Consider the following 22,763-nt stretch of genomic DNA (forward strand, 5'->3'; position numbering starts at 1 on the left):
ATGGCGGAGCCGATGCTCCCGGTCTGTCGCAATGCCGCCCGCGCGAGGCCGGCGGTGCGTGCATGGGCGTCCGCCGCGCATGCCGTGCGCGGCGACCGGCGGCGCACGCCATGCCCAGGTCAGGCGAAGGCGTCGGTCGCGCGCACCAGGGCGTCGATGTTTTCCGCCTCGAACGCGGAATGGCCGGCGCTCGGGGTGATCTGCAGCGTCGCCTTCGGCCAGGCCTTGTGCAGCTCCCAGGCGCTCTGCAGCGGGCAGATCACGTCGTAGCGGCCCTGCACGATCGCGCCGGGGATATCGGCGAGCTTGCCCGCGTCGCGCAGCAACTGGTCTTCCACCTCGAAGAAGCCACCGTTGACGAAATAGTGGTTCTCGATGCGCGCGAACGCCAGCGCGAACTGCGCGTCCTCGTGGCCGTCGACGAAATCCGCATCCACGTGCAGGAAGCTGGTGGCGCCTTCCCACACGCTCCACGCGCGCGCCGCGGCCAGGCGCGTGGCCTGGTCGTCGCTGGTGAGGCGGCGATGGAACGCGGAGATCAGGTCGGCGCGCTCCACCGGCGGAATCGCGGCGATGTAGTGTTCCCAGGCATCCGGGAACAGCCGGCTGGCGCCTTCCTGGTAGAACCACTCCAGTTCCCAGCGGCGCAGCATGAAGATGCCGCGCAGCACCAGTGCGGTGACGCGCTGCGGATGGGTCTGCGCGTAGGCCAGCGCCAGGGTCGAGCCCCAGCTGCCGCCGAACACCTGCCAGCGCGCGATGCCGAGCGTTTCGCGCAGTTTCTCGATGTCGGCCACCAGATCCCAGGTGGTGTTGTCGACCAGGTCCGCATGCGGCGTGGAGCGGCCGGCGCCGCGCTGGTCGAACAGCACGATGCGGTACCTGGCCGGATCGTGGAAGCGGCGCATCTTGGCATTGCAGCCGCCGCCCGGCCCGCCGTGCAGCAGCACCACCGGCTTGCCCTGCGGGTTGCCGCACTGTTCGTAATACAGCGTATGGCGCGCGTCCACCGGCAGCGTGCCGCTGTCGAACGGATCGATCTCGGGATATAGCGTGCGCATGGCGGCTCCTGCGGAAAACCCCGATTTTAGCGGGGAAGGCGCGGCCCTGCCGGGTTCGCTGGCGCTGTTCCGCGGCCCAGCGCCCGCGCGGCATCCGCCTGCGATCGCTTCAAGCGGCCGCCCAGCGCCCCAGCGTGACCCGCTCGCGCGCTTCCAGATCCTGGTGGGTCGCCACCGCTTCGAAACCGGCTTCAGCCAGCAGCGCACACACCGCCGCGCCCTGCTCCCAGCCGTGCTCCAGCAGCAGCCAGCCGCCCGGCAGCAAATGCGCCGATGCGCCGGCGACGATCGCCCGGATGGCGTCCAGCCCGTCGGTGCCGGAGACCAGCGCGCTGGCCGGTTCGTAGCGCAGGTCGCCTTGCGCCAGATGCGGGTCGTTGGCAGCGATATAGGGCGGGTTGCTGGCGATCAGGTCGAAGCGCTGTCCGCCCAGCGGCGCGAGCCAGGAGCCGTGGGCGAAGCCGACGTTGTGCAGGCGATGCGTGCGCGCATTGGCCTGCGCCACCGCCAGCGCCGCTTCGCTCAGGTCGGTGGCCAGCACCTGCGCCTGCGGCCGCTCGCTGGCCAGCGCCAGCGCGATCGCGCCACTGCCAGTGCCGAGATCGGCGACGCGGCGGCCCGGCGCCGTGTCCAGCCGCTCCAATGCCAGTTCCACCAGGCGCTCGGTGTCCGCGCGCGGGATCAGCGTGGCCGGGCCGACCGCCAGGTCCAGGGTCCAGAAACCGCGGCGGCCGGACAGATAGGCCACCGGCTCGCCTTGCGCGCGCCGCGCCAGCAGCTCGCCGAAGCGCTGCGTCGCCGGCGCCGGCAATGGATCGCGGGCGTGCGCGAACAGCCAGGCGCGATCGCGCTGCAGGGCGTGGATCAGCAAGGCTTCGGCATCGGCGCGGTCGATCTGCGCGCAGGCCGCGCGCAGCAGGGACTCGGGGGTGGGGGCATTCATCGGCGTCACGATGCCGCAGCGGGGCGGAAAAGCCAACGTGGTAGTACCAAGAAACGGTGCGCGCGCAGCGCAGTGCAGCAAAGAGCCAGGCTTGAATAGCGATAGACAGAATCTATCTACTCAATTCCATCAATCGATTTGAGATATCTATCGAGCCCTCCTATGATGAGCCTCGTTGCATCCCCCGTCCCCTTCGCAACCACTGAGGAAACCCCCATGTCTTTGATCAACACCCAGGTCCAGCCGTTCAAGGCCAACGCTTACAAGAGCGGCGAATTCATTGAGGTCAGCGACGCGGACCTGAAGGGCAAGTGGTCGGTGCTGATCTTCATGCCGGCCGCCTTCACCTTCAACTGCCCCACCGAAGTGGAAGACGCCGCCGACAACTACGCCGAGTTCCAGAAGATCGGCGCCGAGGTCTACGTCGTCACCACCGACACCCATTTCTCGCACAAGGTGTGGCACGAGACCTCGCCGGCCGTCGGCAAGGCGCAGTTCGCGCTGGTCGGCGACCCGACCCACCAGCTGACCCGCGCGTTCGGCGTGCACATCGACGAGGAAGGCCTGGCCCTGCGCGGCACCTTCGTGATCAACCCGGAAGGCGTGATCAAGACGCTGGAAATCCACGACAACGCGATCGCCCGCGACGTCACCGAGACCCTGCGCAAGCTCAAGGCCGCGCAGTTCGTCGCCGCGCATCCGGGCGAAGTGTGCCCGGCCAAGTGGAAGGAAGGCGAAAAGACCCTGAAGCCGTCGCTGGACCTGGTCGGCAAGATCTAAGCCGCCCCACTCCCATCTCCGCCGCTTCGGCGGGGGTGGGGGTGAACCGCAGCCCGCGTCGCGGTCGCTTCGCCCGCCTCACGCCAGCCGCCGGCTGCGCGCGCCGGCTGCGGTTCACCCCTCCTCCCAATTCTTACGGCGGTCTGCCCCTGCGGCAGCAACGCCTTCCCCTCGCTTTGCCCATCGTCAGGAGTCCGCCATGTTGGATGCCGATCTGAAAACCCAGTTGAAGGCTTACCTGGAGCGGGTCGTTCGGCCCATCCACATCACCGCGTCGGTGGACGACGGCGCCAAGTCGCGCGAGATGCTCGATCTGCTCGAAGACCTGGTGCTGCTGTCGGACCAGATCAGCCTGGACGTGCACCGCGACAGCGCCGAGCGCACCCCGTCGTTCGCGCTGGGCAGCCCCGGCCACGCCATCCACCTGCGCTTCGCCGGGCTGCCGCTGGGCCACGAGTTCACCTCGCTGGTGCTGGCGCTGCTGCAGGTCGGCGGGCACCCGTCCAAGGCCACCGCCGAGGTCATCGAGCAGGTGCGCAACCTGCCCGGCGAGTACGTGTTCGAAACCTATTTCTCGCTGTCCTGCCAGAACTGCCCGGACGTGGTGCAGGCGCTGAACCTGGCCGCGGTGCTGAACCCGAACATCAAGCACGTGGCGATCGACGGCGCGCTGTTCCAGGACGAGGTGGAGGCGCGGCAGATCATGTCGGTGCCCACCGTGTACCTCAACGGCGCAGTGTTCGACCAGGGCCGCATGAGCCTGGAGCAGATCGTGGCCAAGCTCGATACCGGCGCGGGCAAGCGCGATGCCGCGGCCATCGCGGCCAAGGCGCCGTTCGACGTGCTGGTGATCGGCGGCGGCCCGGCCGGCGCGGCGGCGGCGATCTATGCCGCGCGCAAGGGCATCCGCACCGGCGTGGCCGCCGAGCGCTTCGGCGGCCAGGTGCTGGACACCATGGCGATCGAGAACTTCATTTCGGTGCAGGAGACCGAAGGCCCGAAGATGGCCGCGGCGCTGGAGCAGCACGTGCGCCAGTACGACGTGGACATCATGAACCTGCAGCGCGCCGAGCAGCTGATTCCGGCCGGCACCGACGGCCTGGTCGAGATCAGGCTGGGCAACGGCGCGTCGCTGAAGAGCCGTAGCGTGATCCTGTCCACCGGCGCGCGCTGGCGGCAGATGAACGTGCCCGGCGAGGACCAGTACCGCAACAAGGGCGTGGCCTATTGCCCACATTGTGACGGCCCGCTGTTCAAGGGCAAGCGCGTGGCGGTGATCGGCGGCGGCAATTCCGGCGTGGAAGCGGCGATCGACCTGGCCGGCATCGTCAGCCACGTCACCCTGCTCGAGTTCGACGCCAAGCTGCGCGCCGACGAAGTCCTGCAGCGCAAGCTGCGCAGCCTGGGCAACGTGGACATCATCGTCAACGCGCAGAGCACCGAGGTCAGCGGCGACGGACACAAGGTCACCGGCCTGGTCTACAAGGACCGCGTCGGCGGCGACAGCCACCGCGTGGCGCTGGAAGGCATCTTCGTGCAGATCGGCCTGCTGCCCAACACCGAGTGGCTGCAGGGCACGGTGGCGCTGTCGCCGCGCGGCGAGATCGTCGTCGACGACCGCGGCCAGACCTCGCTGCCCGGCGTGTTCGCCGCCGGCGATGCGACCACGGTGCCGTACAAGCAGATCGTCATCGCCATGGGCGAAGGCTCCAAGGCGGCGCTGAGCGCGTTCGACCACCTGATCCGCAGCAGCGCGCCGGTCGACAGCGCGGTCGCCGAAGCGGCCTGATTGCGCGACTACCCCCGCCGCGACCCGGCGCGGGGCCTATGCTGTTTCCGAGCACAGCCCGCACCGCCAAGGAACCTGCCGATGAACCTGCGTGATCTGAAATACCTGGTGGCGCTGGCCGATCACAAGCATTTCGGGCGTGCCGCCGCGGCCTGTTTCGTCAGCCAGCCAACGCTGTCCACGCAGATCAAGAAGCTGGAGGACGAACTGGGCGTGCCGCTGGTCGAGCGCGCGCCGCGCAAGGTCATGCTGACCCCGGCCGGGCGCGAGGCAGCCAGCCGCGCGCGCGGCATCGTCGCCGAGATCGAGCAGATGAAGGAAGCGGCGCGGCGCAGCCAGGACCCGGAAGCGGGCACGGTGCGCCTGGGCATCTTCCCGACGCTGGGTCCGTACCTGCTGCCGCACGTGATTCCGGGCATTCGCGCGCGCTTCCCGCAGCTGGAACTGCTGCTGATCGAGGAAAAGAGCGACGTGCTGCTGAGCCGCCTGCGCGAAGGCCGGCTGGATGCGGCGCTGCTCGCACTGCCGCTGCACGACGACCAGCTGCACGCCGAATTCCTGTTCGAGGAACCGTTCGTGCTGGCGGTGCCCGAGCAGCATCCGCTGGCGCAACGCGGCGAGCCGCTGCAGCTGAGCGAACTGCACGAGCAGCGCCTGCTGCTGCTCGAGGACGGGCATTGCCTGCGCGAACAGGCGCTGGACGTGTGCCACCTGTCCGGCGCGCTGGAAAAGGCCGAATTCCAGGCCACCAGCCTGGAGACGCTGCGGCAGATGGTCGCCGCCAACGTCGGCGTGACCCTGCTGCCGCTGCTGGCGGTGCAGCCGCCGGTGGCGAACCCGTCCAACATCCGCCTGCTCGACTTCGACCAGGCCTGCGGGCCGAGCCGGCGCATCGCGATGCTGTGGCGGCGCAGCTCGGCGATGAGCGCGTTCCTGGAACACCTGGCGCAGCTGTTCAAGGCGCTGCCCGCGGAACTGTTCGTGCTGCCGCCGCAGGCGCGCGCCGCGCCGCCGGCGACCAGCAAGGCCGCTGCCTGATCCTGATCCGCGAGCGGCGAGTGGCGGCCACGCCCGCCGCCGCGGCATCGCATCGGCGCCGGCTTGCTTGCCCAATGGGCCGGGGGCGGCATGGTGCCGCCCTCGTCTTGTGCCGCTACCGGAGCGTTCCCATGTCTTCGCAACACCGCAGCGGCCTGCCGCCGTCGTTGCTTGTGTCCAGCCACGAGCTGGCCCGTCTCCAGGCCTTGCTCGAGTCTCCCGCATTGCAGCAGCACCCGGCCGCGCTCGCGCTGGGCGCAGAACTCGGCCGCGCCCTGCTCGGCCTGGCCGTGGGCCAGTCGGTCGACTGGCAGGCCCCCGGTAGCCGCGCGCTGCGCCTGCGCGTGCTCGCGGTGCAGGCCGCAGACGCCGCCGCGCGCGCAACGCGTTAACGTGCGCAGGTCTATCCTCCACTTCATTCGTTCCGAGAACTATCGATGACGTCTTCCGCTCCTTCCAAACTGGCTCAGCTGCGCGAGTTGTCCGTGGTCGTGGCCGATACCGGCGACTACGATGCGATCAAGCGGCTCAAGCCGGTCGATTGCACCACCAATCCGACCCTGGTGAAGAAAGCCCTGGACCTGCCGGTCTACGCCGAGCTGATCGACGAGGCGCTGGCCTGGGCACGCGGCCAGGATGGCGACCACGCCACCCTGGTCGAGGAGATCGCCGACCGCCTGACCATCGGTGTGGGCAGCAAGCTCAGCGCGCTGGTGCCCGGGCGCGTGTCCACCGAAGTGGACGCCGACCTGGCCCACGACACTGCCGCCACCATCGCCAAGGCGCACAAGTTCATCGCCATGTACGCCGAGCGCGGCGTGCCCAAGGACAAGATCCTGATCAAGGTCGCCGCGACCTGGGAAGGCGTCGAAGCCGCGCGCCAGCTGCAGCGCGACGGCATCGACTGCAATCTGACGCTGATCTTCAACCGCACCCAGGCGCTGGCCTGCGCCGAGGCCGCCGTGTTCCTGATCTCGCCGTTCGTCGGCCGCATCCTGGACTGGTACGTGGCCAACGGGCAGACCCCGGCCAGCATCGACGCAGACCCGGGCGTGCAGTTCGTGCGCGACGTGTATGCCGAGTTCAAGCGCCGCGGTTCGCAGACGGTGGTGATGGGCGCCTCGTTCCGCTCCACCGCGCAGATCGAGGCGCTGGCCGGCTGCGACCGCCTGACCATCTCGCCGGAGCTGCTGGAAAAACTCGATGCCGACCGTGGCGAGCTGCCGCGCAAGCTCTCGCCCGGCCAGGCCGACGGCGCGCAGATCGCACCGATCGATGCCAAGCAGTTCGCCGCCGACCTGGCCGCCGATCCGATGGCGACCGAGAAGCTGGCCAGCGGCATCGACACCTTCGCCAAGGACCTGCAGGCGCTGCGCGCCACGATCCGGCAGACGCTGGCGGTGTAGCCATTGCCGCCGCACGGGCACGAACCGTGAGCGGCGGCGACGCCGCTCTTCTTGTTCGAACCTGCGCAAACAACGCCCGGAAGGCGCTGGGCACGGTGCGATACGCCCGGCTGAAATGCTGGCGCAGCGACACCGCACTGCCGAAGCCGGCCAGTTGCGCGACGGCGTCCACCAGCTGGCGCGTGGTTTCCAGCATGCGTTGCGCAACCGTCGCCCCGCGCGCATCGGCCTCGCGCACGGCGTTGACCATGGCGCGGGGCGGGCGCTCTTGCGCATCGCGCCCGCGCGACCACTCCCTGCGCAAGCCCCTGCCCAGCGCGTCTCCGGAGACCGACCCGGCGCAGTGGCTGCAGGCGCGCTGGATCGGCACGCTCACGGTGGTCGGCTACATGACCCACAACTGCGATGCCTCCCCCGTCAACCACGCATTGCACAACAGCGCGGAGGTCGGAGGTCGAGTTCCTGCACGATGCTTCCGGCGCGCTGCCGTATCGCAACCAGGCCGGCTTTGCCAGCGCGGCAGAAATCCAGCGCGCGTTCAGCGTAGCGTTGCAATCGCGCTTTGCGGCGGTGATGTCCACCGCGCAAGGGCAAGACTGCGTGAACACCGGTGCGCTGCCGGTGCGCGACAACACCTCCCTGTGCAACCGGCGCGCACGCGGTCTGGTGCAGCAGGCCGGTTCCAGCGCGATACGCAGGTCGCCGCGCTCGTGGCCACCACACCGATCGCTATGTAGTGATGCCGCGTGGTTCTGGCACGCGCTGGCCGCGTGCAGACGACGCGAACGAAATCATGGACTTATCGTGACACCCGGCGCCAGATGCGGCAGCACGCCGCACCTGCGCCCAGGCGGCGCATTGACGCCCCGCAACGGATTCGCAAGATGGGGGCGCAGTATCGCCAGGGGATCGACGCCATGTCTGCGCCCAGCCTGTCGCGGCGACTCGTCGCCGACGCCGGACCGCCACCTGCCATCAACTTTCCGGGCGCGAGCGCCCCACCTTCGCAGGACCTGCCATGAGTCATCGCGCCATCGCAACGCGGCGTCGGTCCCTGTGCGTTGCCGTCTTCGCCAGCCTGCCCGTCGCCGCCTCCGTCCATGCCCAATCCAGCGCCGCCGATGCGGCGATCACCCGGCTCGATCAGGTCAGCGTGATCGGCAGTCGGACCCAGGCCCGTACCGTGCTCGAATCGCCGGTGCCGATCGACGTGTTCGGCGCCGAAGACCTCCGTCGCAGCGGCTACACCGACCTCAGCCAGATCCTGCAATCGCTGCTGCCATCGTTCAACTTCCCGCACCCGACCACGCCGGACGGCAACACCCATATCCGCTCGGCCACGCTGCGCGGGCTGTCGCCGGACCAGACCCTGGTGCTGGTCAATGGCAAGCGTCGCCACCCCAGCGCCTGGGTCAACAGCGGCGGCACCGTCGGCAAGGGCGCGGTCTCCACCGACCTCAATGCGATACCGGTCAGCGCGATCGCACGCATCGAGGTGCTGCGCGACGGCGCATCGGCGCAGTACGGCTCCGACGCGATCGCCGGGGTCATCAACATCGTGCTGCGCGAGGACGCCGGCTTCGAGGGTCGGGTCAGCCATGGCAGCACCCGCGATGGCGGCGGCGACACCAGCACCGCTGCACTGGATACCGGAGTGGCCCTGGCCGATGCGGGTGGCCTGCACCTGACCCTGGACTATCGCAAGCGCAAGGCCGCCGACCGCGGCTTGCCCGATACCCGCCAGCAGTACTTCGGGATCGGCCGCAACGGCGCGCCGGTGGCGCCATCCAGCAGCTACGGTTCGGGCATCGGCCTGGCCCCGATCGGCGGTGCGGCGGCGGGGGCCGTGGCCGATCCACGTGAAGCCACGATCGACCGCGGCGCGCTGTGGCGTTTCGCCGACTCGGCCGACACCGTGGACAAGACCGTGTTCGGCAACCTGCGCAAGCCGCTGCCGTGGGGCGACGCACTGGAGACCTATGCGTTTGGCGGCTACGGGGTCAGCGAAGGCAGCTCCAACGCCTCGCTGCGCCGCGCCGGCCAGGCCGAGAATGTGCGTGCGATCTACCCGGATGGTTTCCTGCCATGGGTGGACACGCGCAGCACCAACGCCTCGCTCGGCGCAGGGCTGAAGGGTCGTGCCGGCGACTGGCAGTGGGACCTGAGCAGCGTCTATGGCCGCAACAAGTTGGTCTACCGCACCCACAACACGCTCAACGCCACCCTTGGCGCGGACAGCCCGACCGCGTTCTACAACGGCGCGCAGGCCGCCTCGCAGTGGACCACCAACCTGGACGCACGCCACAGCCTGGAACTCGGCTGGCATGCGCCGCTGCAACTGGCGCTGGGCGCGGAATTTCGCCGCGATACCTACTCCATCTCCGCCGGCGAACCGGCCTCGTATGCGTGGGGACCGTACCGCGTGCTCGATGGCCCGGCGGCCGGCACGGTGCCGACGATCGGCTCGCAGGGCTTCGCCGGCATCCAGCCCGGCGATGCGGGCAACCATCATCGTCACAACGTCGCCGCTTATGTCGAAACCGAGACCGACCTGAGCGAACGCCTGTTGCTGTCGCTCGCCGGGCGCTGGGAGGACTACAGCGACTTCGGCAGCACCACCAACGGCAAGCTGGCGCTGCGCTACCAGCTGAACGGCGGGCTGGCGCTGCGCGCGGCGGCCAGCACCGGCTTCCACGCACCGGCGCTGGCCCAGCAGCACTTCAGTTCGACCAGCAGCCGCACCCTCAACAACGCGCAGACCCAGTTACCCGAGTACGTGCTGGTGCGCACTGCGCCGGTCGATTCCGTGCAGGCGCGGGCACTGGGCGCACGCCCGCTGCGACCGGAAAAGGCCAGCAACCTCACCGCGGGGCTGACCTGGGGCATCGGCGGCCTGAGCGCCTCGCTGGACGCGTACCGGATCGACATCGACGAGCGCATCTTCCTGTCCAGCAACTACGTCGATGCGGCCGGCTCCAGTACGATCCGCGACTACCTGGCCGCGCTCGGCTCGCCTGGCGTCACCAGCGTGCGCTACTTCAGCAACGCCGCCGACACCCGCACCACCGGCGTGGACGCCTCGGCGCGCTACCGCTGGGAACTGGGCGATGCCGACCACCTGACCGCCACGCTCGGCTACAACCGCAACAAGACCGAATTGACCCGCGTCGCAGCGACGCCAGCGCAACTCATCCTGCTGGGCGTGCGCACCCCGCAGTTCGACATCACCGAACGCACCCGCGTCGAAAAGGGCCAACCGCGCGACAACCTGATCGCGGCGCTGCGCTGGGATGTCGGCCGTTGGAGCTGCAACCTCGGCACCCACCGCTACGGCGAGATCGAAGGCGTGGCCGCCACCAACCAGAGCGCGGCCAACGTCGCCGCGTTCGCGCAGGGCTCGACACGTTTCCGCACCCTGCCGACCGAGGCCGGCAGCGCCGGCAACTTCGACGTGATCCAGAAGCTGGAGGCGCGCTGGGTCACCGACCTGGACATCGCGTTCCGCGCCAGCGATGCATTGACCGTGGTGCTCGGCGCCAACAACTTGTTCAACACCTATCCCACCCGCAATATCGCCAGCACGCCACAGGTCTCCGGAGCCGATACCTTCGGGGTGTTCCCATACAGCGAGCTGTCGCCGTTCGGCTGGAGCGGAACCTACTACTACGTGCGCCTGGAGACCCGTTTCTGATGAAGATCGCAACCGACAGTCCCACCGCCACGCCGGGCGACCCCGATCGCCGCCGCTGGTTGCGTGCCGGCATCGCCGGCGCCGCCGGGGCGGCACTGCTGCCTGCGCTGCCCGCCGCCCGCGCAGGCACGGCGACGGCGGCCAACCCGATCGGCGCAGCGGCATCGCCGCTGCGCCTGGACCTCAACGAAAGCAGCTACGGCCCCTCGCCACGGGTCGCCCCGGCGATCACCCGCGCAATGGGCTCAGCGCCGCGTTACGTGAGCGCCGACCAGTTGCAGGCACTGCAGCGGCAGATCGCCACACTGGAAGGCGTGGCGCCGGAGCAGGTGATCGTGGGCGAAGTGCTCCAGGCGCTTGGGCAGCATCTGGCGCTGAGCCAGGGAGCGGGCAGTTTCGTGTATTCGGTGCCTGGCTATGGCGCACTGGTCGATGCGGCCAGACCGTTCGGCGGGCGCGCCGTCGAGGTGCCGCTCAATGCCGCGCTGGAGAACGACCTGCCCGCGCTGCTGGCGGCCATCGGCGGCGACACCCGCGCCCTGTTCGTGGTCAACCCGCACAACCCGTCCGGCACGCTCAGCCGCGGCGGCGAGTTCGACCGCTTCGTCAGCGCGGCGCAGGCGCGCACGCTGGCGATCGTCGATGAAGCTTATCTGGACTACCGCGACGATGCCGCGTCGCTGAGCGCGGTGCGGCTGCTGCGCCAGGGCCAGAACGTGGCGGTGTTCCGCACCCTGGGCAAGATCCATGCGCTGGCCGGCCTGCAGGTCGGCTACGCGCTGGCCCCGCCAGCGCTCGCCGATGCGCTGCGCCAGCGCGATGTCGGCGCCGCGCATGCACAGAACCAGCTGTCGCTGGCCGCGGCCAGCGCGGCGCTGGCCGATCCGGCGCACATCGCGCGGGTGCGTGCCAGCGTCGGGGTGGAAAGGCAACGCTGGCAACTGGCGCTGCGCCAACTGAAACTGCGTTCGACCGAGGCCACCGGCAATTTCGTGTTCTTCGACAGCGGCCATCCGCATGCGCGGGTGGCCGCCGCGCTGTTGCGGAACGGAGTGCGCATCGCCCGTGCCTTCGCCCCATACGACACCTGGCTGCGGATCAGCATCGGGACGCCGCAGGAAAACCAGCGCGCGCAACAGGCGCTGCGCGCCGTGTTGGCGGAACTGGGCGGCGTAAGCGCCTGACCGCCATCCACCGCGCCGCCGCCCACGCCGTGATCGATTGCGGACACACCATCCGGGCCATGTCCGGGTTGGCAATTCCGAGGCGTTCCTGCGCGAGCACCTGGGCGCCTATGCCGGCAGCGCGCATCATCGCGAGCACCACGCATCATCGCGAGCAGAAGGTGGTGCGCGCGGACGGGCCGATCGCCGCGCCCGGCACCAGCCCGGTCAGCTACGCGGTGGAATGCCTGCGCCAGCTGCATCCGCAGCGCGAAGAACGGATCGCGCAGATGCGGCGGATGTTCGCTGCCGAGTTCGTGTGAGGCCGCGCGCGCAGCGCGTGGGCGCGGCGGCGCCGGCTCAGGCCTCCAGCCCCAGCGCGCAGCTGACCCCGGTGCCGCCCAATCCGCAGTAGCCGCCCGGGTTCTTGGCCAGGTATTGCTGGTGCTCGTCCTCGGCGTAATAGAACGGCGGCGCCGGGAAGCGGATCTCGGTGGTGATCTCGCCATAGCCGGCCGCGCGCAGGCGCTGCTGGTAGGCGTCGCGGCTGGCGATGGCCGCGTCGTACTGCACCTGCGTGCTGCAGTAGATCGCCGAGCGGTACTGGGTGCCGCTGTCGTTGCCCTGGCGCATGCCCTGGGTCGGGTCGTGGCTTTCCCAGAAGGTCTGCAGCAGGCGCTCGAACGTGACCGCCTGCGGGTCGAACACCACCAGCACCGCCTCGGTGTGGCCGGTCTGGCCCGAGCACACTTCCCGGTAGCTGGCGTTGGGGGTCTGCCCGCCGGCATAGCCGACCGCGGTGCTGAACACGCCCGGCAGCGACCAGAACGTGCGCTCGGCGCCCCAGAAGCAGCCCAGGCCGAACTGCACCTGCTGCAGGCCGGCGAACGCGTCGCGCAGCGGGTGGCCGTTGAGGTAATGGCGATTGTGCAGCGGCAGCGGCTCGCTGCGGCCGGGCAGGCTTTCGCCCGGGCGCGGCAGGCGCTGCTTGAAGGCACCGATTCCCAACATGGCGCGGACTCCTGGCATCGAAAGGGATGCCTCCTGGATGGCGCTGGTGGGGGTGGGTTTCAAGGTGTGGTGGGGCCGGGACTGGGGACTCGTGGGCGCCGCGAGTGCAAAGATCGTGAGAGGCTCGAGCCGGTGGTGCTTCCACACAGCGACCCGACGCTCTTCGAGTCCCGAATCCCGGCCCCCGGCTACATCGCCCGCGTCACCTGCCCGCCCAGGCCCAGCGCCATCAGCACCTCCTGCGCCTTCTCCAGCAGTTCGTCGGCCACGCACACCTGCACCACCCCGAACGGCAGTTCGCCGGCACCGCCGAGCAGCGCCTCGCCGAACACGAACGCGGTGATGCCGGCATCCTCCAGCGCGTGCTTGGCCAGGTGCGCGTCGATCAGGTGCTGGGCGCGGTAGGCGATCTGCATGGCCCGCCCTCAGCCGCGCGCCGCGACCGCGCGCGCCTGCGCGCGCGCACCCCGCGCGGCCGGCCAGCCGCGGCCGCCCAGCCAGCGCGCGTTGGCGTAGTCGCAGATCGCCAGCGAATCCCGGCGTTGCAGCGCGCCGTGCCACAGCGCCGGCACCCGCCCGGTCGGCGAATAGGCGCCGATGCGCGCGGCGAACTCGGGCGTGTCCAGCGGCAGCGGCCCTTCCTCGAACAGCACCTCGAAGTGCCGCAGCAGCCGCCACGGCCGCAGCGACCACGAAGACAGGTTCTTGTCGCCGATGACCAGACGGGGAAGCGGCATGACGGAATCTCGCGCATGGACCGACCCGCAGCGTACGCGGCGGGGCGGTCGGCGGCCAGCTCGGCTAAACTTGCGCTTTACTTAATCTGCTGAAGCGCGCATGTCCGAGACCCCCGCCACCGACGCCACCGCCCCGGCCGAGAAGAAAGACTTCATCCGCCAGATCGTCCGCGAGGACCTGGCCAGCGGCAAGCACGCGGCCGTGCGCACCCGCTTCCCGCCCGAGCCCAACGGCTACCTGCACATCGGCCACGCCAAGGCGATCTGCCTGGATTTCGGCATCGCCGCCGAGTTCGCCGGGCGCTGCAACCTGCGCTTCGACGACACCAATCCGGCCAAGGAAGACCCCGAGTTCGTCGCCGCGATCCAGGACGACGTGCGCTGGCTGGGCTTCGACTGGGCCGAACTGCGCCACGCCTCGGACTACTTCGAGGTGTACTACCTGGCCGCGGAAAAACTGATCGCCGACGGCCACGCCTTCGTCTGCGACCTGAGCGCCGAGCAGGTGCGCGAATACCGCGGCACGCTGACCGAGCCGGGCCGCAATTCGCCGTACCGCGAGCGCAGCGTGGAAGAGAACCTGGACCTGTTCCGGCGCATGCGCGCCGGCGAATTCCCGGACGGCGCGCGCACCCTGCGCGCCAGGATCGACATGGCCAGCGGCAACATCAACCTGCGCGACCCGGCGCTGTACCGGATCAAGCAGGTCGAGCACCAGAACACCGGCAATGCCTGGCCGATCTACCCGATGTACGACTTGGCGCACGCGCTAGGCGATGCGATCGAAGGCATCACCCACTCGCTGTGCACGCTGGAGTTCGAGGACCACCGCCCGCTGTACGACTGGTGCGTGGACAAGGTCGACCTGGCCGGCCATCCCGAGCTGCTGCAGCCGCTGCTGGACCAGGGCCTGCCGCGCGAGGCGGCCAAGCCGCGGCAGATCGAGTTCTCGCGCCTGAACATCAACTACACGGTGATGAGCAAGCGCAAGCTGACCCAGCTGGTGGCCGAACAGCTGGTCGATGGCTGGGACGACCCGCGCATGTACACGCTGCAGGGCCTGCGCCGGCGCGGCTACACGCCGGCGGCGCTGCGCCTGCTGGTGGACCGGGTCGGCATCAGCAAGCAGAACTCGGTGATCGACTTCTCGGTGCTGGAAGGCTGCCTGCGCGAGGATCTGGACGCCGCCGCGCCACGGCGCATGGCGGTGATCGAGCCGCTCAAGCTGGTGCTGACCAATCTTCCGGAAGGCCACAGCGAGACGCTGCGCTTCTCCAACCATCCCAAGGACGAGAGCTTTGGTCAGCGCGAAGTGCCGTTCTCGCGCGAGCTGTGGATCGAGCGCGAGGATTTCGCCGAGGTCCCGCCCAAGGGCTGGAAGCGGCTGGTGCCGGGCGGCGAAGTGCGCCTGCGCGGCGCGGGCATCGCCCGCGTCGACGAGGTGGTCAAGAACGCCGCCGGCGAGATCGTCGCGCTGCGCGGCTGGCTGGATCCGGAATCGCGCCCGGGCATGGAAGGCGCCAACCGCAAGATCAAGGGCACCATCCACTGGGTCAGCGCCGTGCATGCGCTGGAGGCGGAAATCCGCCTGTACGACCGCCTGTTCTCGGTGCAGAAGCCCGACGACGAATCCGACGGCAAGACCTACCGCGACCACCTCAACCCGGCCTCCAAGCGCAGCGTGCGCGGCTACGTCGAGCCGGCCGCCGCGCAGGCCGCGCCGGAGCAGGCGTTCCAGTTCGAGCGCAGCGGCTACTTCGTCGCCGACCGCTATGACCACAGCGCAAGCAGGCCGGTGTTCAACCGCAGCGTGACCCTGCGCGACACCTGGAGCGGCGGCCAGGGCACGGCCTGACGGTAGCGCACGCGCGCCGCGCCGACCGTTTCCCGGTAGCGGCCGGTGGCGCCGCGCTTCCCTGCGTACCGCAGCCGCGCTAGCGTAGCGCCCATGTCGCCCGCCCCCACCCTGAGCCTGCGCAGCTACGGCCGCGACGGCGATGCCCACCAGCACGCGCACGTGCAGATCGTGCTGCCGCTGCGTGGCGAACTGGAAATCGAGGTGGGCGGACGCGGCGGCCGCCTGGACGCGTTCCGTGCCGCGGTCGTTGCACCGCACACACGGCACGCGCAGTCGGCGGCCGGCGCCAACCGCTTCCTGGTCGTCGACTGCGCCAGCAGCGCGTTCGACGCTGCCGCCCTGGAACGGCTGCAGCGCCATCCGTTCATCGACCTGCCGCCGGAGCTGCAACGCCGGCTGGCCGCGCTCGATCAGCCGCAGACGGCGCACGCCAGCGCCGATGCCTGCGCCGCGCTGGCGCTGCAACAGCTGCAGGCGCAGCGCCGCTCCTGGGCGCGGCTGCAGCTGCTGTGCCGGCGCATCGAATCCGCCCGCGGACAGGCATGGCCGGTGCAACGCATGGCCGCGACGGCGCACCTGAGCGTGAGCCGCCTGCATGCCCTGTTCCGCGAGGCGCTGGGACGCACGCCGCAGGACTGGCTGTCGGCGCGGCGGCTGGACTGGGTACGCCGGCAACTGGCGCACGGCGAACGGCCGATCGCGCAGTTGGCGCTGGACAGCGGCTATGCCGACCAGAGCGCGCTGACCCGCGCGCTGCGCCGCGCGACCGGGCACACCCCCGCCGCCTATCGCCGGCACCATCGCGCCCCGGCCGTGCCGCCGGAACAGTAGCCTGGGACAAGCCGCGGCAGCGCGCGCAGGCCATGCTGACGCACTACGCAACTGAAGAAACGGGACACGGCATGCGCGAGCGTTTGTGGGCGGGAGTGGGCAGCGGCATCGCCGCGGGCGCGTTGTGGGGCCTGGTGTTCCTGGCGCCGCAGTTGCTCGCCGGGTTCTCGCCGCTGCAGCTGTCGGTGTCGCGCTACCTGGCCTACGGCACGGTCGCCGCGCTGCTGCTCGCGCCGCGCTGGCGCGCCGCCACCGGCGCGCTCGGGGCGCCGGAATGGTGGGCGCTGCTGCGGCTGAGCCTGCTCGGCAACATCGTCTATTACGTGTTGCTGGGCAGCGCGGTGCAATGGGCCGGCGGCGCGGCCACCGCGTTGATCATCGGCCTGCTGCCGGCGGTGGTCACCGTGCTCGGTTCGCGCGCGGCCGGGGCGATGCGGCTGCGCCGGCTGGCCGCACCGTGCGCGCTGTGCGTGCTCGGGGTGGCGCTGGTGGCGGCGCAGACCCTGGGCGCCGCGCCGCATGCGCAGACCAGCGTCGGCACGCGTGCAACGGGGCTAGCCTGCGCGCTGGGCGCACTGGCGTGCTGGGCGGCGTATTCGATCAAGAATGCGCGCTGGCTCACGCACCGGCCCGACATCTCCGGACGCGACTGGTCGCTGCTCACCGGCGTGGTCACCGGCGCGCTGGCGCTGACCCTGGCGGTGCCGGCGTTCGCCTTCGAGCGCAGCGCGCACGCAGCCGCGGACTGGGCGCGGTTCTGGGGCATGGCGACGGTGCTGGCGGTGTTCGCCTCGGTGATCGGCAACGCCTGCTGGAACCGCGCCAGCCGGCTGCTGCCGCTGACCCTGGTCGGGCAGATGATCGTGTTCGAGACCGTGTTCGCGCTGCTGTACGGCTTCCTGTGGGAGGCGCGCTGGCCCACGCCGCCGCAAGCCTTGGCGATCGCCTGCCTGCTCGGCGGCGTGCTGTGGTGCGCCTGGCTGCACGCTCCACCGCAGGTGCGCAAGGCCGATGCAACATTGGGTTAGGCCGCGCCGCCTGACGAAACTGCGCAGCAACTGGCGCATGCCACCGGCTGCGGCAGCCTCTACGACGATGCGGCGCTGGCGCCGCTGCAGGTCAATGTCGTGCGGGGCCGGATCGGCATCCGCCAGGCGCTGCATCGGGCGATCGACGGCACCGTGATCCAGGTCGAGCGAGAAAGCGCGAATACGATCGCCGTCAGCCACCGCTGACCGGACCGGCGGCCATGCGCGCTGCTACCATGGCCACACTGTCTTGCACGGTGAGTGGCCATGTTCAGTCGTTCCGCGCTGTTGTTATGTTGCCTGTGCCTGTTCGCCGGCATTCTCTTCTTCGGTCCATGCGCACGTAGCGAAGGCGCCACGTCCGGCTTGCCGGTGAAGGTGGATACCCATTGCCGCAGCGATGCCGATTGCACGGTCAAGAACGTCGGCAACTGCTGCGGCGCGATGCCGGCCTGCGTCAACCGCGGCAGCCCCACCGATCCGCAAGGCGTGATGGCGCAATGCCAGGCCAGCGGCCGCATGAGCGTGTGCGGCGCGCGCGCGATCGGCGGCTGCCAATGCGTGAGCGGACGGTGCAGCGCCAAGGGCGCGCCAGTCGATACACTGCGCGGCCCGCAGCCTGCCGAACCCGTCCGCTGATGCTCTACGCGCAAGTCCATCTCACCCTGCCCGCCTGGATCCACGACGCGGTCGATCCGCAGGCGGTCTATCCCGGCGATGCCGACAAGGTGGCGCTGGCGGTGGAACTGTCGCGGCTGAACGTGGACGCCGGCAGCGGCGGCCCGTTCGGCGCGGCGGTGTTCGGCCCGGACCACCGCATCATCTCGGTCGGGGTGAACCGGGTGGTGCCGCAGACCACCTCGCTGGCGCACGCCGAGAACATGGCCTACATGCTCGCGCAGCAGCGCCTGCAGACGCCGCGGCTGAACGCGGTGCTGGCGCCGGTGACCCTGGCGACCTCGGCGCAGCCGTGCTGCCAGTGCTACGGCGCCACCATCTGGGCCGGCATCGACCGCCTGCTGATCGGCGCCAGCGCCGCGGACGTGATGGCGCTGACCGCGTTCGACGAAGGCCCGTTGCCGGCGGACTGGATCGGCGAACTCGAACGCCGCGGCATCGAGGTGGTGCGCGGCCTGCACCGCGATGCCGCCTGCGCGGTGCTGCGCCGCTACGGCGAACTCGACAGCCCCCGCTACTGACGCCACCGGCGAAGGCGCTTACCGCATGTCCTCCCTGAACGGCCTGCTGTGCTATTGCCGGCAAGGCTTCGAACCCGAGCTGGCGGCCGAACTGAACGACCGCGCCGCGCGCGCCGACCTGCCGGCCTACGCGCGCACCGAACGCAACAGCGGCTACGCGCTGCTGCTCTGCGAAACCGCCTTGCCGCCGCGCGCGCTGCCGTGGCGCGGGCTGATCTTCGCGCGGCAGAAACTGCGCCTGTTGGCCGAACTGCGCGAGCTGGATCCCAGCGATCGGATCGCACCGATGCTGCAGGCGCTGGCCGGACAAGGCCGCTTCGGCGATCTGTGGGTGGAGCACCCGGATTCGGACGAAGGCAAGCAGCTGTCCGGGCTGGCGCGCAGTTTCGGCAACGCGCTGCGTCCGGCGCTGCGCAAGGCCGGCCTGCTCAGCGACAAACCGCAGCCGAAGCTGCCGCGCCTGCACGTGTGCTTCCTCACCGGCACCCACGCCTTGCTGGCCGTCGCCGACAGCGACGACAGCGCGCCGTGGCCGCTGGGCATCCCGCGCCTGAAGCTGCTGTCGGAGGCACCCTCGCGCTCGGCACTGAAACTGGAAGAAGCGCTGCTGGCACTGCTGGCGCCGGAGGAACGCGAGGCGCTGCTCAAGCCCGGCATGCGCGCGGCCGACCTCGGCGCCGCGCCCGGCGGCTGGACCTGGGTGCTGACCCGCCAGCACCTGTACGTGACCAGCGTCGACAACGGCCCGCTGCGCCAGCACGTGCTCGACAGCGGCCTGGTCGATCACCTGCGCGCCGACGGTTTCCACTGGAAGCCGCCGCAGGCGCTGGACTGGATGGTCTGCGACATGGTCGAGCAACCGCGCCGCGTCGCCGAGCGCATGGGCACCTGGTTCCGCGAAGGCTGGTGCCGGCATGCGATCTTCAACCTCAAGCTGCCGATGAAGAAGCGCTGGGACGAGACCCAGCTATGCCTGGACCTGTTCGCCGAACGCGCCGAGCGGCCGTTGCAGATCCGCGCCAAGCAGCTGTACCACGACCGCGAAGAGATCACCGTGCTGGCGATGTCGGCCTGAGGCACTGCGCAAGTCGCGCGATACAGCTTCGATGCGAAGCGCACACCGGGGCTTCTAGGAGTATTCCAGTTCGGATGCTTCCAGCTGGCGCAGTGTTGTGGGAGCGACTTCAGTCGCGACGGGCTTTACCGGTAATGCCTGTCGCGACTGAAGTCGCTCCCACAAAAGAGCAACCCGCGCTGGCCTTCGCCATCCCTTGGCACGGAACCACGCACACCCGCTACAGCACGATCCGCTTGCCGCCCTCGCGCGCGGAACGGTAGATCGCGTCGATCACCCGCATGTCGCGCAGGCCTTCCTCGCCCGGCGCGCGCAGCGGCGTGCCGTCGAGGATCGCCAGCGCGTCCTCGTCCATCTGCAGCGCCTGCTGGTGGCGCACCTTCGCGTCGAACACGCGCCCATCGCTGGCGCTGCCGCGGATGCCGTCGTAGCTCTGAAACGGCGCCAGTTCGTACCAGCCGCGCTCGCATTCGGCGCGCAGCCGATTCATGTTGCGGCCGAAGCTGGTGGCGCAGTCGGCGAGCACCTCGTGCGGGAATTCCAGCTTGAACTGCATGTGCTCGTCGACCTCGTCGAACAGCGCCGGCCGGTCGGTGCTGCGGGTGGCGCTGACCGCCAGCGGCTCGGCGCCGACCGTGTAGCGCGCCGCATTGAGCGGATACACGCCCATGTCGTACATCGCGCCGCCGCCGAACTGCGCGCGCAGCCGCCACGGCCGCTGCGCCGGATCGGTGTCGCCATAGCCGTTGTAGCCGGCCTCGGCGCGCACCGTGCGCAGCGCGCCGAACGGGCGCTCGCCGGCCAGGGCGATGATCCGCCGCGTGTTCGGCTCGTGCTGCATGCGGTAGCCGATGCTCAGCCGCAGCTTGTTGCGCGCGCACGCGGCGATCATCGATTGCGCCTCGTCGGCATGCATCGCCATCGGCTTCTCGCACCACACGTGCTTGCCGGCGGCGGCCGCGCGCAGGCTCAGCGGCGCATGCAGATGGGTCGGCGTGACCACGTAGACCACGTCGATGTCCGGGTTGTCGGCGATGCGCTCCAGGGCGTCGTAGCTGTAGACGTTGCGATCGGGAATGCGGTAGCGCGCCTGCCACGGCGGAATCTTGTGCGGCGAGCCGGTGACGATGCCGGCCAGCCGGCAGTGCCTGGCCAGCGCCAGGCCCGGTGCCAGGCGTTCGCTGGCGTAGCTGCCCAGCCCGACCAGCGCCACCCCCAGCGGTTTCTTCGGCTTGCCGCGCGGGGCGGCCCACCGCGGCGATCCCAACAGGCCTGCGCCCGCCGCGGACAACCCGGCGAGCAGCACACGGCGGCGATTCGGCGAAGACGGCGACATGCGCAGCTCCCTGGCGGCCGGACACGGACCGCCCGAACCTTAACGTATCCAGCGCCCGCCGTTGTGAGCGCCATCCCGGCCGCGCCGGCACGTCTGGCACACTGCCCGGCCCTGCATCGCTTCGGGTCGTTGCATGTCCCTTCGCCTGCCGTTCCGTTCCTTGCCGCTACCGGCGCTGCGTTGCTGCCCGCCTGCACAGCGGTCGCGGCATCCGCTTCGACCGCGCCGGGCGCATGTCCGTGGCCGACTACGGCAACCATCGCATCCTGCGCATCGCACTGCACCGCACGAATCGCACCGCACAACAAGCGCATCGCGGTCTAGGCCACGCGGCGCGGCGCGTTCCAGCGCAACGACAATGCCGCCTTCGGCGGCAAGGACGGACGCGACGTCTACGTGGCGCTGCAGGACCGCGGCGCGATCGAGACCTTCCGCGGCGATCGGCCCGGGCGCGAACACGGACGTTCGTCCATACAATGCCACCGGGATGCGCATCGCATCGCCGTCTCAGTCCGCGCAATCGGCGTCGGGCATCCTGCCTGCACTGACTGGAGGGCCGCGCACATGCAGCCGATCGAACTGAAAGACCCGGCCGGCTTCGCCGACGAATTCCTGCGCCTGACCCTGTTGCAGGGCTTCCAGTCGCTGACCAAGCGCGATCTGGAGTTGCTGATCTTCGTGCTGCTGGAACGCGATGGCGCGATCTCGCGCAGCGACTCCAACAACGCGGTGGCGCTGCGCCTGCGGGTGACCCCGGCCAAGGTGAAGGGCCTGCGCCGCGACGGCTATGCGCGCTGGCGCGCGCTGGTGCCCGAAGACGGCGATGCGGCCTTGCAGCGGATCGTGGCGAGCGTGCTCACCGAGGACAACCTGCGCGCGGGCACCAAGCACGTCAGCGAACGCAGCAAGAAGGAAGGCTTCCTGGCCATCCGCATCGCGCATCCGGACGACCAGCAGCGTTTCGAACAGGCCATCGTCGATGTCGGCGCGATGCCGGTGTACGAACGCAACCGCGACGTGGTGGCGGTGCGCTTCGACACGCTGCTGAAGATCGCCGAGCGCTGGAACTATCTGCAACCGGAGCCGGAGAAGGTGCTGCGCGCACTGGAGAAGCTCAGCCCGACCGCCGAGGAAGTGGCGGACCTGTTGACGAAGGACCTGGGCAGGCTAGGCTGGGAGGATGTGCGCCGCGCGCTCAACAGCCTCGGCGCCAAGGCCATCGCCAGCAGCGCCGAGGGCGGGCTGAAGGGATTGCTGAAACTGGCGTTCCCGTTCATCCCCGGCTGAGCCTGCATCGCCCCTCATTCGCTCGAACCATCGGAGTCCGTTGTGTCCATGCACTGCCGTTTGTCGCTCCTCGCCACCGGCCTGCTCGCCGCCGCCATCGGCGCGGCCGCCGCACAGAACCTCACCGCGACTTCGAGCGCGATCACCGAGCCATTGCGCGACGTACCAGCGAGCGTGGTGCTGGCGCAGCCGCTGAGCAGCGGCGAGGTGACCCACCAGGTGCGACTCGAGGTCGCGCATGGCCAGGCGCCGGTCACCGTGCGCACGGTCCAGCCCGACCGCGTCGCCGGCAACTACCGCATCGACTTCGACGCGCTGGACAGCGACCACGACGGCTACCTCAGCCGCAGCGAAGCGCAGGCCAACCCGGCGCTGGCCGACGAATTCGACGCCCTGGACACGCAACGCGGCGGGCGCCTGAGCCGCGAGCAGCTGGCCGGCTGGCTCAAGTAACGCCGTCGCGACCGGCGCAAGCCCCTGTGGGAGCGACTTCAGCCGCGACCAGCGAAGCCACAGCCCCGACCCGCGCG

At 70.1% G+C, this 22,763-nt stretch carries 20 protein-coding genes and 3 pseudogenes; 17 read left to right on the forward strand and 6 right to left on the reverse strand.

Going from position 1 to position 22,763, the window contains the following annotated elements:
- Positions 1 to 119: 119 nt before the first annotated feature.
- Both pip and prmC read right to left on the reverse strand, forming a co-directional pair.
- Positions 120 to 1,061, reverse strand: coding sequence for a prolyl aminopeptidase (gene pip, locus FZ025_RS04835; protein ID WP_046980260.1), 942 nt, complete (start codon positions 1,059 to 1,061; stop codon positions 120 to 122).
- Positions 1,062 to 1,170: 109 nt separating this feature from the next.
- Positions 1,171 to 2,004, reverse strand: a complete 834-nt coding sequence (prmC, locus tag FZ025_RS04840) for a peptide chain release factor N(5)-glutamine methyltransferase (RefSeq protein ID WP_046980259.1) — start codon at positions 2,002 to 2,004, stop codon at positions 1,171 to 1,173.
- A gap of 216 nt (positions 2,005 to 2,220) precedes the next feature.
- Between prmC and ahpC the strand changes: the two genes are divergently transcribed.
- The 8 genes and pseudogenes from ahpC to FZ025_RS04885 form a co-directional block, all read left to right on the forward strand.
- On the forward strand, positions 2,221 to 2,784 hold the full coding sequence (ahpC, locus tag FZ025_RS04845) for an alkyl hydroperoxide reductase subunit C (RefSeq protein ID WP_046980258.1): 564 nt from the start codon (positions 2,221 to 2,223) through the stop codon (positions 2,782 to 2,784).
- A gap of 199 nt (positions 2,785 to 2,983) precedes the next feature.
- A complete protein-coding gene (gene ahpF / locus FZ025_RS04850) occupies positions 2,984 to 4,573 on the forward strand; it encodes an alkyl hydroperoxide reductase subunit F (RefSeq protein WP_046980257.1) in 1,590 nt (529 codons plus the stop codon).
- An 81-nt stretch (positions 4,574 to 4,654) separates the two neighbouring features.
- A complete protein-coding gene (locus tag FZ025_RS04855; protein ID WP_046980256.1) occupies positions 4,655 to 5,611 on the forward strand; it encodes a LysR substrate-binding domain-containing protein in 957 nt (318 codons plus the stop codon).
- Positions 5,612 to 5,742: 131 nt separating this feature from the next.
- On the forward strand, positions 5,743 to 6,003 hold the full coding sequence (locus tag FZ025_RS04860) for a GreA/GreB family elongation factor (protein WP_046980255.1): 261 nt from the start codon (positions 5,743 to 5,745) through the stop codon (positions 6,001 to 6,003).
- Positions 6,004 to 6,048: 45 nt separating this feature from the next.
- Positions 6,049 to 7,017 carry a transaldolase gene (locus tag FZ025_RS04865; RefSeq protein ID WP_046980254.1) on the forward strand — a complete coding sequence of 323 codons (969 nt, stop codon included), beginning with the start codon at positions 6,049 to 6,051 and terminating at the stop codon, positions 7,015 to 7,017.
- Between the two features lie 1,018 nt (positions 7,018 to 8,035).
- A complete protein-coding gene (locus tag FZ025_RS04875) occupies positions 8,036 to 10,708 on the forward strand; it encodes a TonB-dependent receptor plug domain-containing protein (protein ID WP_046980253.1) in 2,673 nt (890 codons plus the stop codon).
- Positions 10,708 to 11,892: a pyridoxal phosphate-dependent aminotransferase gene (locus FZ025_RS04880; RefSeq protein WP_104557706.1), complete on the forward strand. Its 1,185-nt coding sequence runs from the start codon at positions 10,708 to 10,710 to the stop codon at positions 11,890 to 11,892. The genes FZ025_RS04875 and FZ025_RS04880 overlap by 1 nt, the downstream gene beginning before the upstream one ends.
- Positions 11,893 to 11,965: 73 nt before the next feature.
- A pseudogene (locus FZ025_RS04885) lies at positions 11,966 to 12,194 on the forward strand (type 1 glutamine amidotransferase family protein); the annotation flags it as partial.
- Between the two features lie 37 nt (positions 12,195 to 12,231).
- On the opposite strand, the gene msrA reads toward FZ025_RS04885, so the two are convergent.
- The 3 genes and pseudogenes from msrA to FZ025_RS04900 all read right to left on the reverse strand — a co-directional run.
- Positions 12,232 to 12,882 carry a peptide-methionine (S)-S-oxide reductase MsrA gene (gene msrA, locus FZ025_RS04890; RefSeq protein WP_104557717.1) on the reverse strand — a complete coding sequence of 217 codons (651 nt, stop codon included), beginning with the start codon at positions 12,880 to 12,882 and terminating at the stop codon, positions 12,232 to 12,234.
- 188 nt (positions 12,883 to 13,070) lie between these two features.
- A complete protein-coding gene (locus FZ025_RS04895) occupies positions 13,071 to 13,298 on the reverse strand; it encodes a putative signal transducing protein (protein WP_017915895.1) in 228 nt (75 codons plus the stop codon).
- 18 nt (positions 13,299 to 13,316) lie between these two features.
- Positions 13,317 to 13,619, reverse strand: a pseudogene (locus FZ025_RS04900) (glutathione S-transferase); the annotation flags it as partial.
- Positions 13,620 to 13,719: 100 nt separating this feature from the next.
- On the opposite strand from FZ025_RS04900, the gene FZ025_RS04905 reads away from it, so the two are divergent.
- From FZ025_RS04905 to rlmM, 6 genes are all read left to right on the forward strand, one after another.
- On the forward strand, positions 13,720 to 15,474 hold the full coding sequence (locus FZ025_RS04905) for a glutamine--tRNA ligase/YqeY domain fusion protein (RefSeq protein WP_046979900.1): 1,755 nt from the start codon (positions 13,720 to 13,722) through the stop codon (positions 15,472 to 15,474).
- A gap of 93 nt (positions 15,475 to 15,567) precedes the next feature.
- Positions 15,568 to 16,308: a helix-turn-helix transcriptional regulator gene (locus FZ025_RS04910; protein ID WP_046979901.1), complete on the forward strand. Its 741-nt coding sequence runs from the start codon at positions 15,568 to 15,570 to the stop codon at positions 16,306 to 16,308.
- A gap of 71 nt (positions 16,309 to 16,379) precedes the next feature.
- Positions 16,380 to 17,336, forward strand: a complete 957-nt coding sequence (locus FZ025_RS04915) for a DMT family transporter (protein ID WP_046979902.1) — start codon at positions 16,380 to 16,382, stop codon at positions 17,334 to 17,336.
- Between the two features lie 267 nt (positions 17,337 to 17,603).
- A complete protein-coding gene (locus FZ025_RS04920; protein WP_046979903.1) occupies positions 17,604 to 17,975 on the forward strand; it encodes a hypothetical protein in 372 nt (123 codons plus the stop codon).
- On the forward strand, positions 17,975 to 18,535 hold the full coding sequence (locus FZ025_RS04925; RefSeq protein ID WP_046979904.1) for a nucleoside deaminase: 561 nt from the start codon (positions 17,975 to 17,977) through the stop codon (positions 18,533 to 18,535). The genes FZ025_RS04920 and FZ025_RS04925 overlap by 1 nt, the downstream gene beginning before the upstream one ends.
- A gap of 34 nt (positions 18,536 to 18,569) precedes the next feature.
- On the forward strand, positions 18,570 to 19,610 hold the full coding sequence (gene rlmM, locus FZ025_RS04930; RefSeq protein WP_104557853.1) for a 23S rRNA (cytidine(2498)-2'-O)-methyltransferase RlmM: 1,041 nt from the start codon (positions 18,570 to 18,572) through the stop codon (positions 19,608 to 19,610).
- A 220-nt stretch (positions 19,611 to 19,830) separates the two neighbouring features.
- On the opposite strand, the gene FZ025_RS04935 is transcribed toward rlmM, so the two are convergent.
- A complete protein-coding gene (locus FZ025_RS04935) occupies positions 19,831 to 20,946 on the reverse strand; it encodes a Gfo/Idh/MocA family protein (RefSeq protein WP_046979906.1) in 1,116 nt (371 codons plus the stop codon).
- A 357-nt stretch (positions 20,947 to 21,303) separates the two neighbouring features.
- Here FZ025_RS04935 and FZ025_RS22225 point away from each other — a divergent pair.
- The 3 genes and pseudogenes from FZ025_RS22225 to FZ025_RS04950 form a co-directional block, all read left to right on the forward strand.
- Positions 21,304 to 21,411: pseudogene (locus tag FZ025_RS22225) on the forward strand (SMP-30/gluconolactonase/LRE family protein); the annotation flags it as partial.
- A gap of 99 nt (positions 21,412 to 21,510) precedes the next feature.
- On the forward strand, positions 21,511 to 22,233 hold the full coding sequence (locus tag FZ025_RS04945) for a hypothetical protein (protein WP_046979907.1): 723 nt from the start codon (positions 21,511 to 21,513) through the stop codon (positions 22,231 to 22,233).
- 48 nt (positions 22,234 to 22,281) lie between these two features.
- The gene (locus tag FZ025_RS04950) at positions 22,282 to 22,686 is read left to right on the forward strand and encodes an EF-hand domain-containing protein (RefSeq protein WP_046979908.1); all 405 of its coding nucleotides are present in this window, start codon (positions 22,282 to 22,284) and stop codon (positions 22,684 to 22,686) included.
- Positions 22,687 to 22,763: the final 77 nt, after the last annotated feature.

Source organism: Xanthomonas hyacinthi (genome assembly GCF_009769165.1).
In the GTDB taxonomy this organism is placed as follows: domain Bacteria; phylum Pseudomonadota; class Gammaproteobacteria; order Xanthomonadales; family Xanthomonadaceae; genus Xanthomonas_A; species Xanthomonas_A hyacinthi.

Coding starts and splice junctions, on each gene's coding strand:
- pip (WP_046980260.1), bottom strand. CDS start 1,061: ATGCGCACGCTATATCCCGAGATCGATCCGTTCGACAGCGGCACGCTG.
- prmC (WP_046980259.1), bottom strand. CDS start 2,004: ATGAATGCCCCCACCCCCGAGTCCCTGCTGCGCGCGGCCTGCGCGCAG.
- ahpC (WP_046980258.1), top strand. CDS start 2,221: ATGTCTTTGATCAACACCCAGGTCCAGCCGTTCAAGGCCAACGCTTAC.
- ahpF (WP_046980257.1), top strand. CDS start 2,984: ATGTTGGATGCCGATCTGAAAACCCAGTTGAAGGCTTACCTGGAGCGG.
- FZ025_RS04855 (WP_046980256.1), top strand. CDS start 4,655: ATGAACCTGCGTGATCTGAAATACCTGGTGGCGCTGGCCGATCACAAG.
- FZ025_RS04860 (WP_046980255.1), top strand. CDS start 5,743: ATGTCTTCGCAACACCGCAGCGGCCTGCCGCCGTCGTTGCTTGTGTCC.
- FZ025_RS04865 (WP_046980254.1), top strand. CDS start 6,049: ATGACGTCTTCCGCTCCTTCCAAACTGGCTCAGCTGCGCGAGTTGTCC.
- FZ025_RS04875 (WP_046980253.1), top strand. CDS start 8,036: ATGAGTCATCGCGCCATCGCAACGCGGCGTCGGTCCCTGTGCGTTGCC.
- FZ025_RS04880 (WP_104557706.1), top strand. CDS start 10,708: ATGAAGATCGCAACCGACAGTCCCACCGCCACGCCGGGCGACCCCGAT.
- msrA (WP_104557717.1), bottom strand. CDS start 12,882: ATGTTGGGAATCGGTGCCTTCAAGCAGCGCCTGCCGCGCCCGGGCGAA.
- FZ025_RS04895 (WP_017915895.1), bottom strand. CDS start 13,298: ATGCAGATCGCCTACCGCGCCCAGCACCTGATCGACGCGCACCTGGCC.
- FZ025_RS04905 (WP_046979900.1), top strand. CDS start 13,720: ATGTCCGAGACCCCCGCCACCGACGCCACCGCCCCGGCCGAGAAGAAA.
- FZ025_RS04910 (WP_046979901.1), top strand. CDS start 15,568: ATGTCGCCCGCCCCCACCCTGAGCCTGCGCAGCTACGGCCGCGACGGC.
- FZ025_RS04915 (WP_046979902.1), top strand. CDS start 16,380: ATGCGCGAGCGTTTGTGGGCGGGAGTGGGCAGCGGCATCGCCGCGGGC.
- FZ025_RS04920 (WP_046979903.1), top strand. CDS start 17,604: ATGTTCAGTCGTTCCGCGCTGTTGTTATGTTGCCTGTGCCTGTTCGCC.
- FZ025_RS04925 (WP_046979904.1), top strand. CDS start 17,975: ATGCTCTACGCGCAAGTCCATCTCACCCTGCCCGCCTGGATCCACGAC.
- FZ025_RS04935 (WP_046979906.1), bottom strand. CDS start 20,946: ATGTCGCCGTCTTCGCCGAATCGCCGCCGTGTGCTGCTCGCCGGGTTG.
- FZ025_RS04945 (WP_046979907.1), top strand. CDS start 21,511: ATGCAGCCGATCGAACTGAAAGACCCGGCCGGCTTCGCCGACGAATTC.
- FZ025_RS04950 (WP_046979908.1), top strand. CDS start 22,282: ATGCACTGCCGTTTGTCGCTCCTCGCCACCGGCCTGCTCGCCGCCGCC.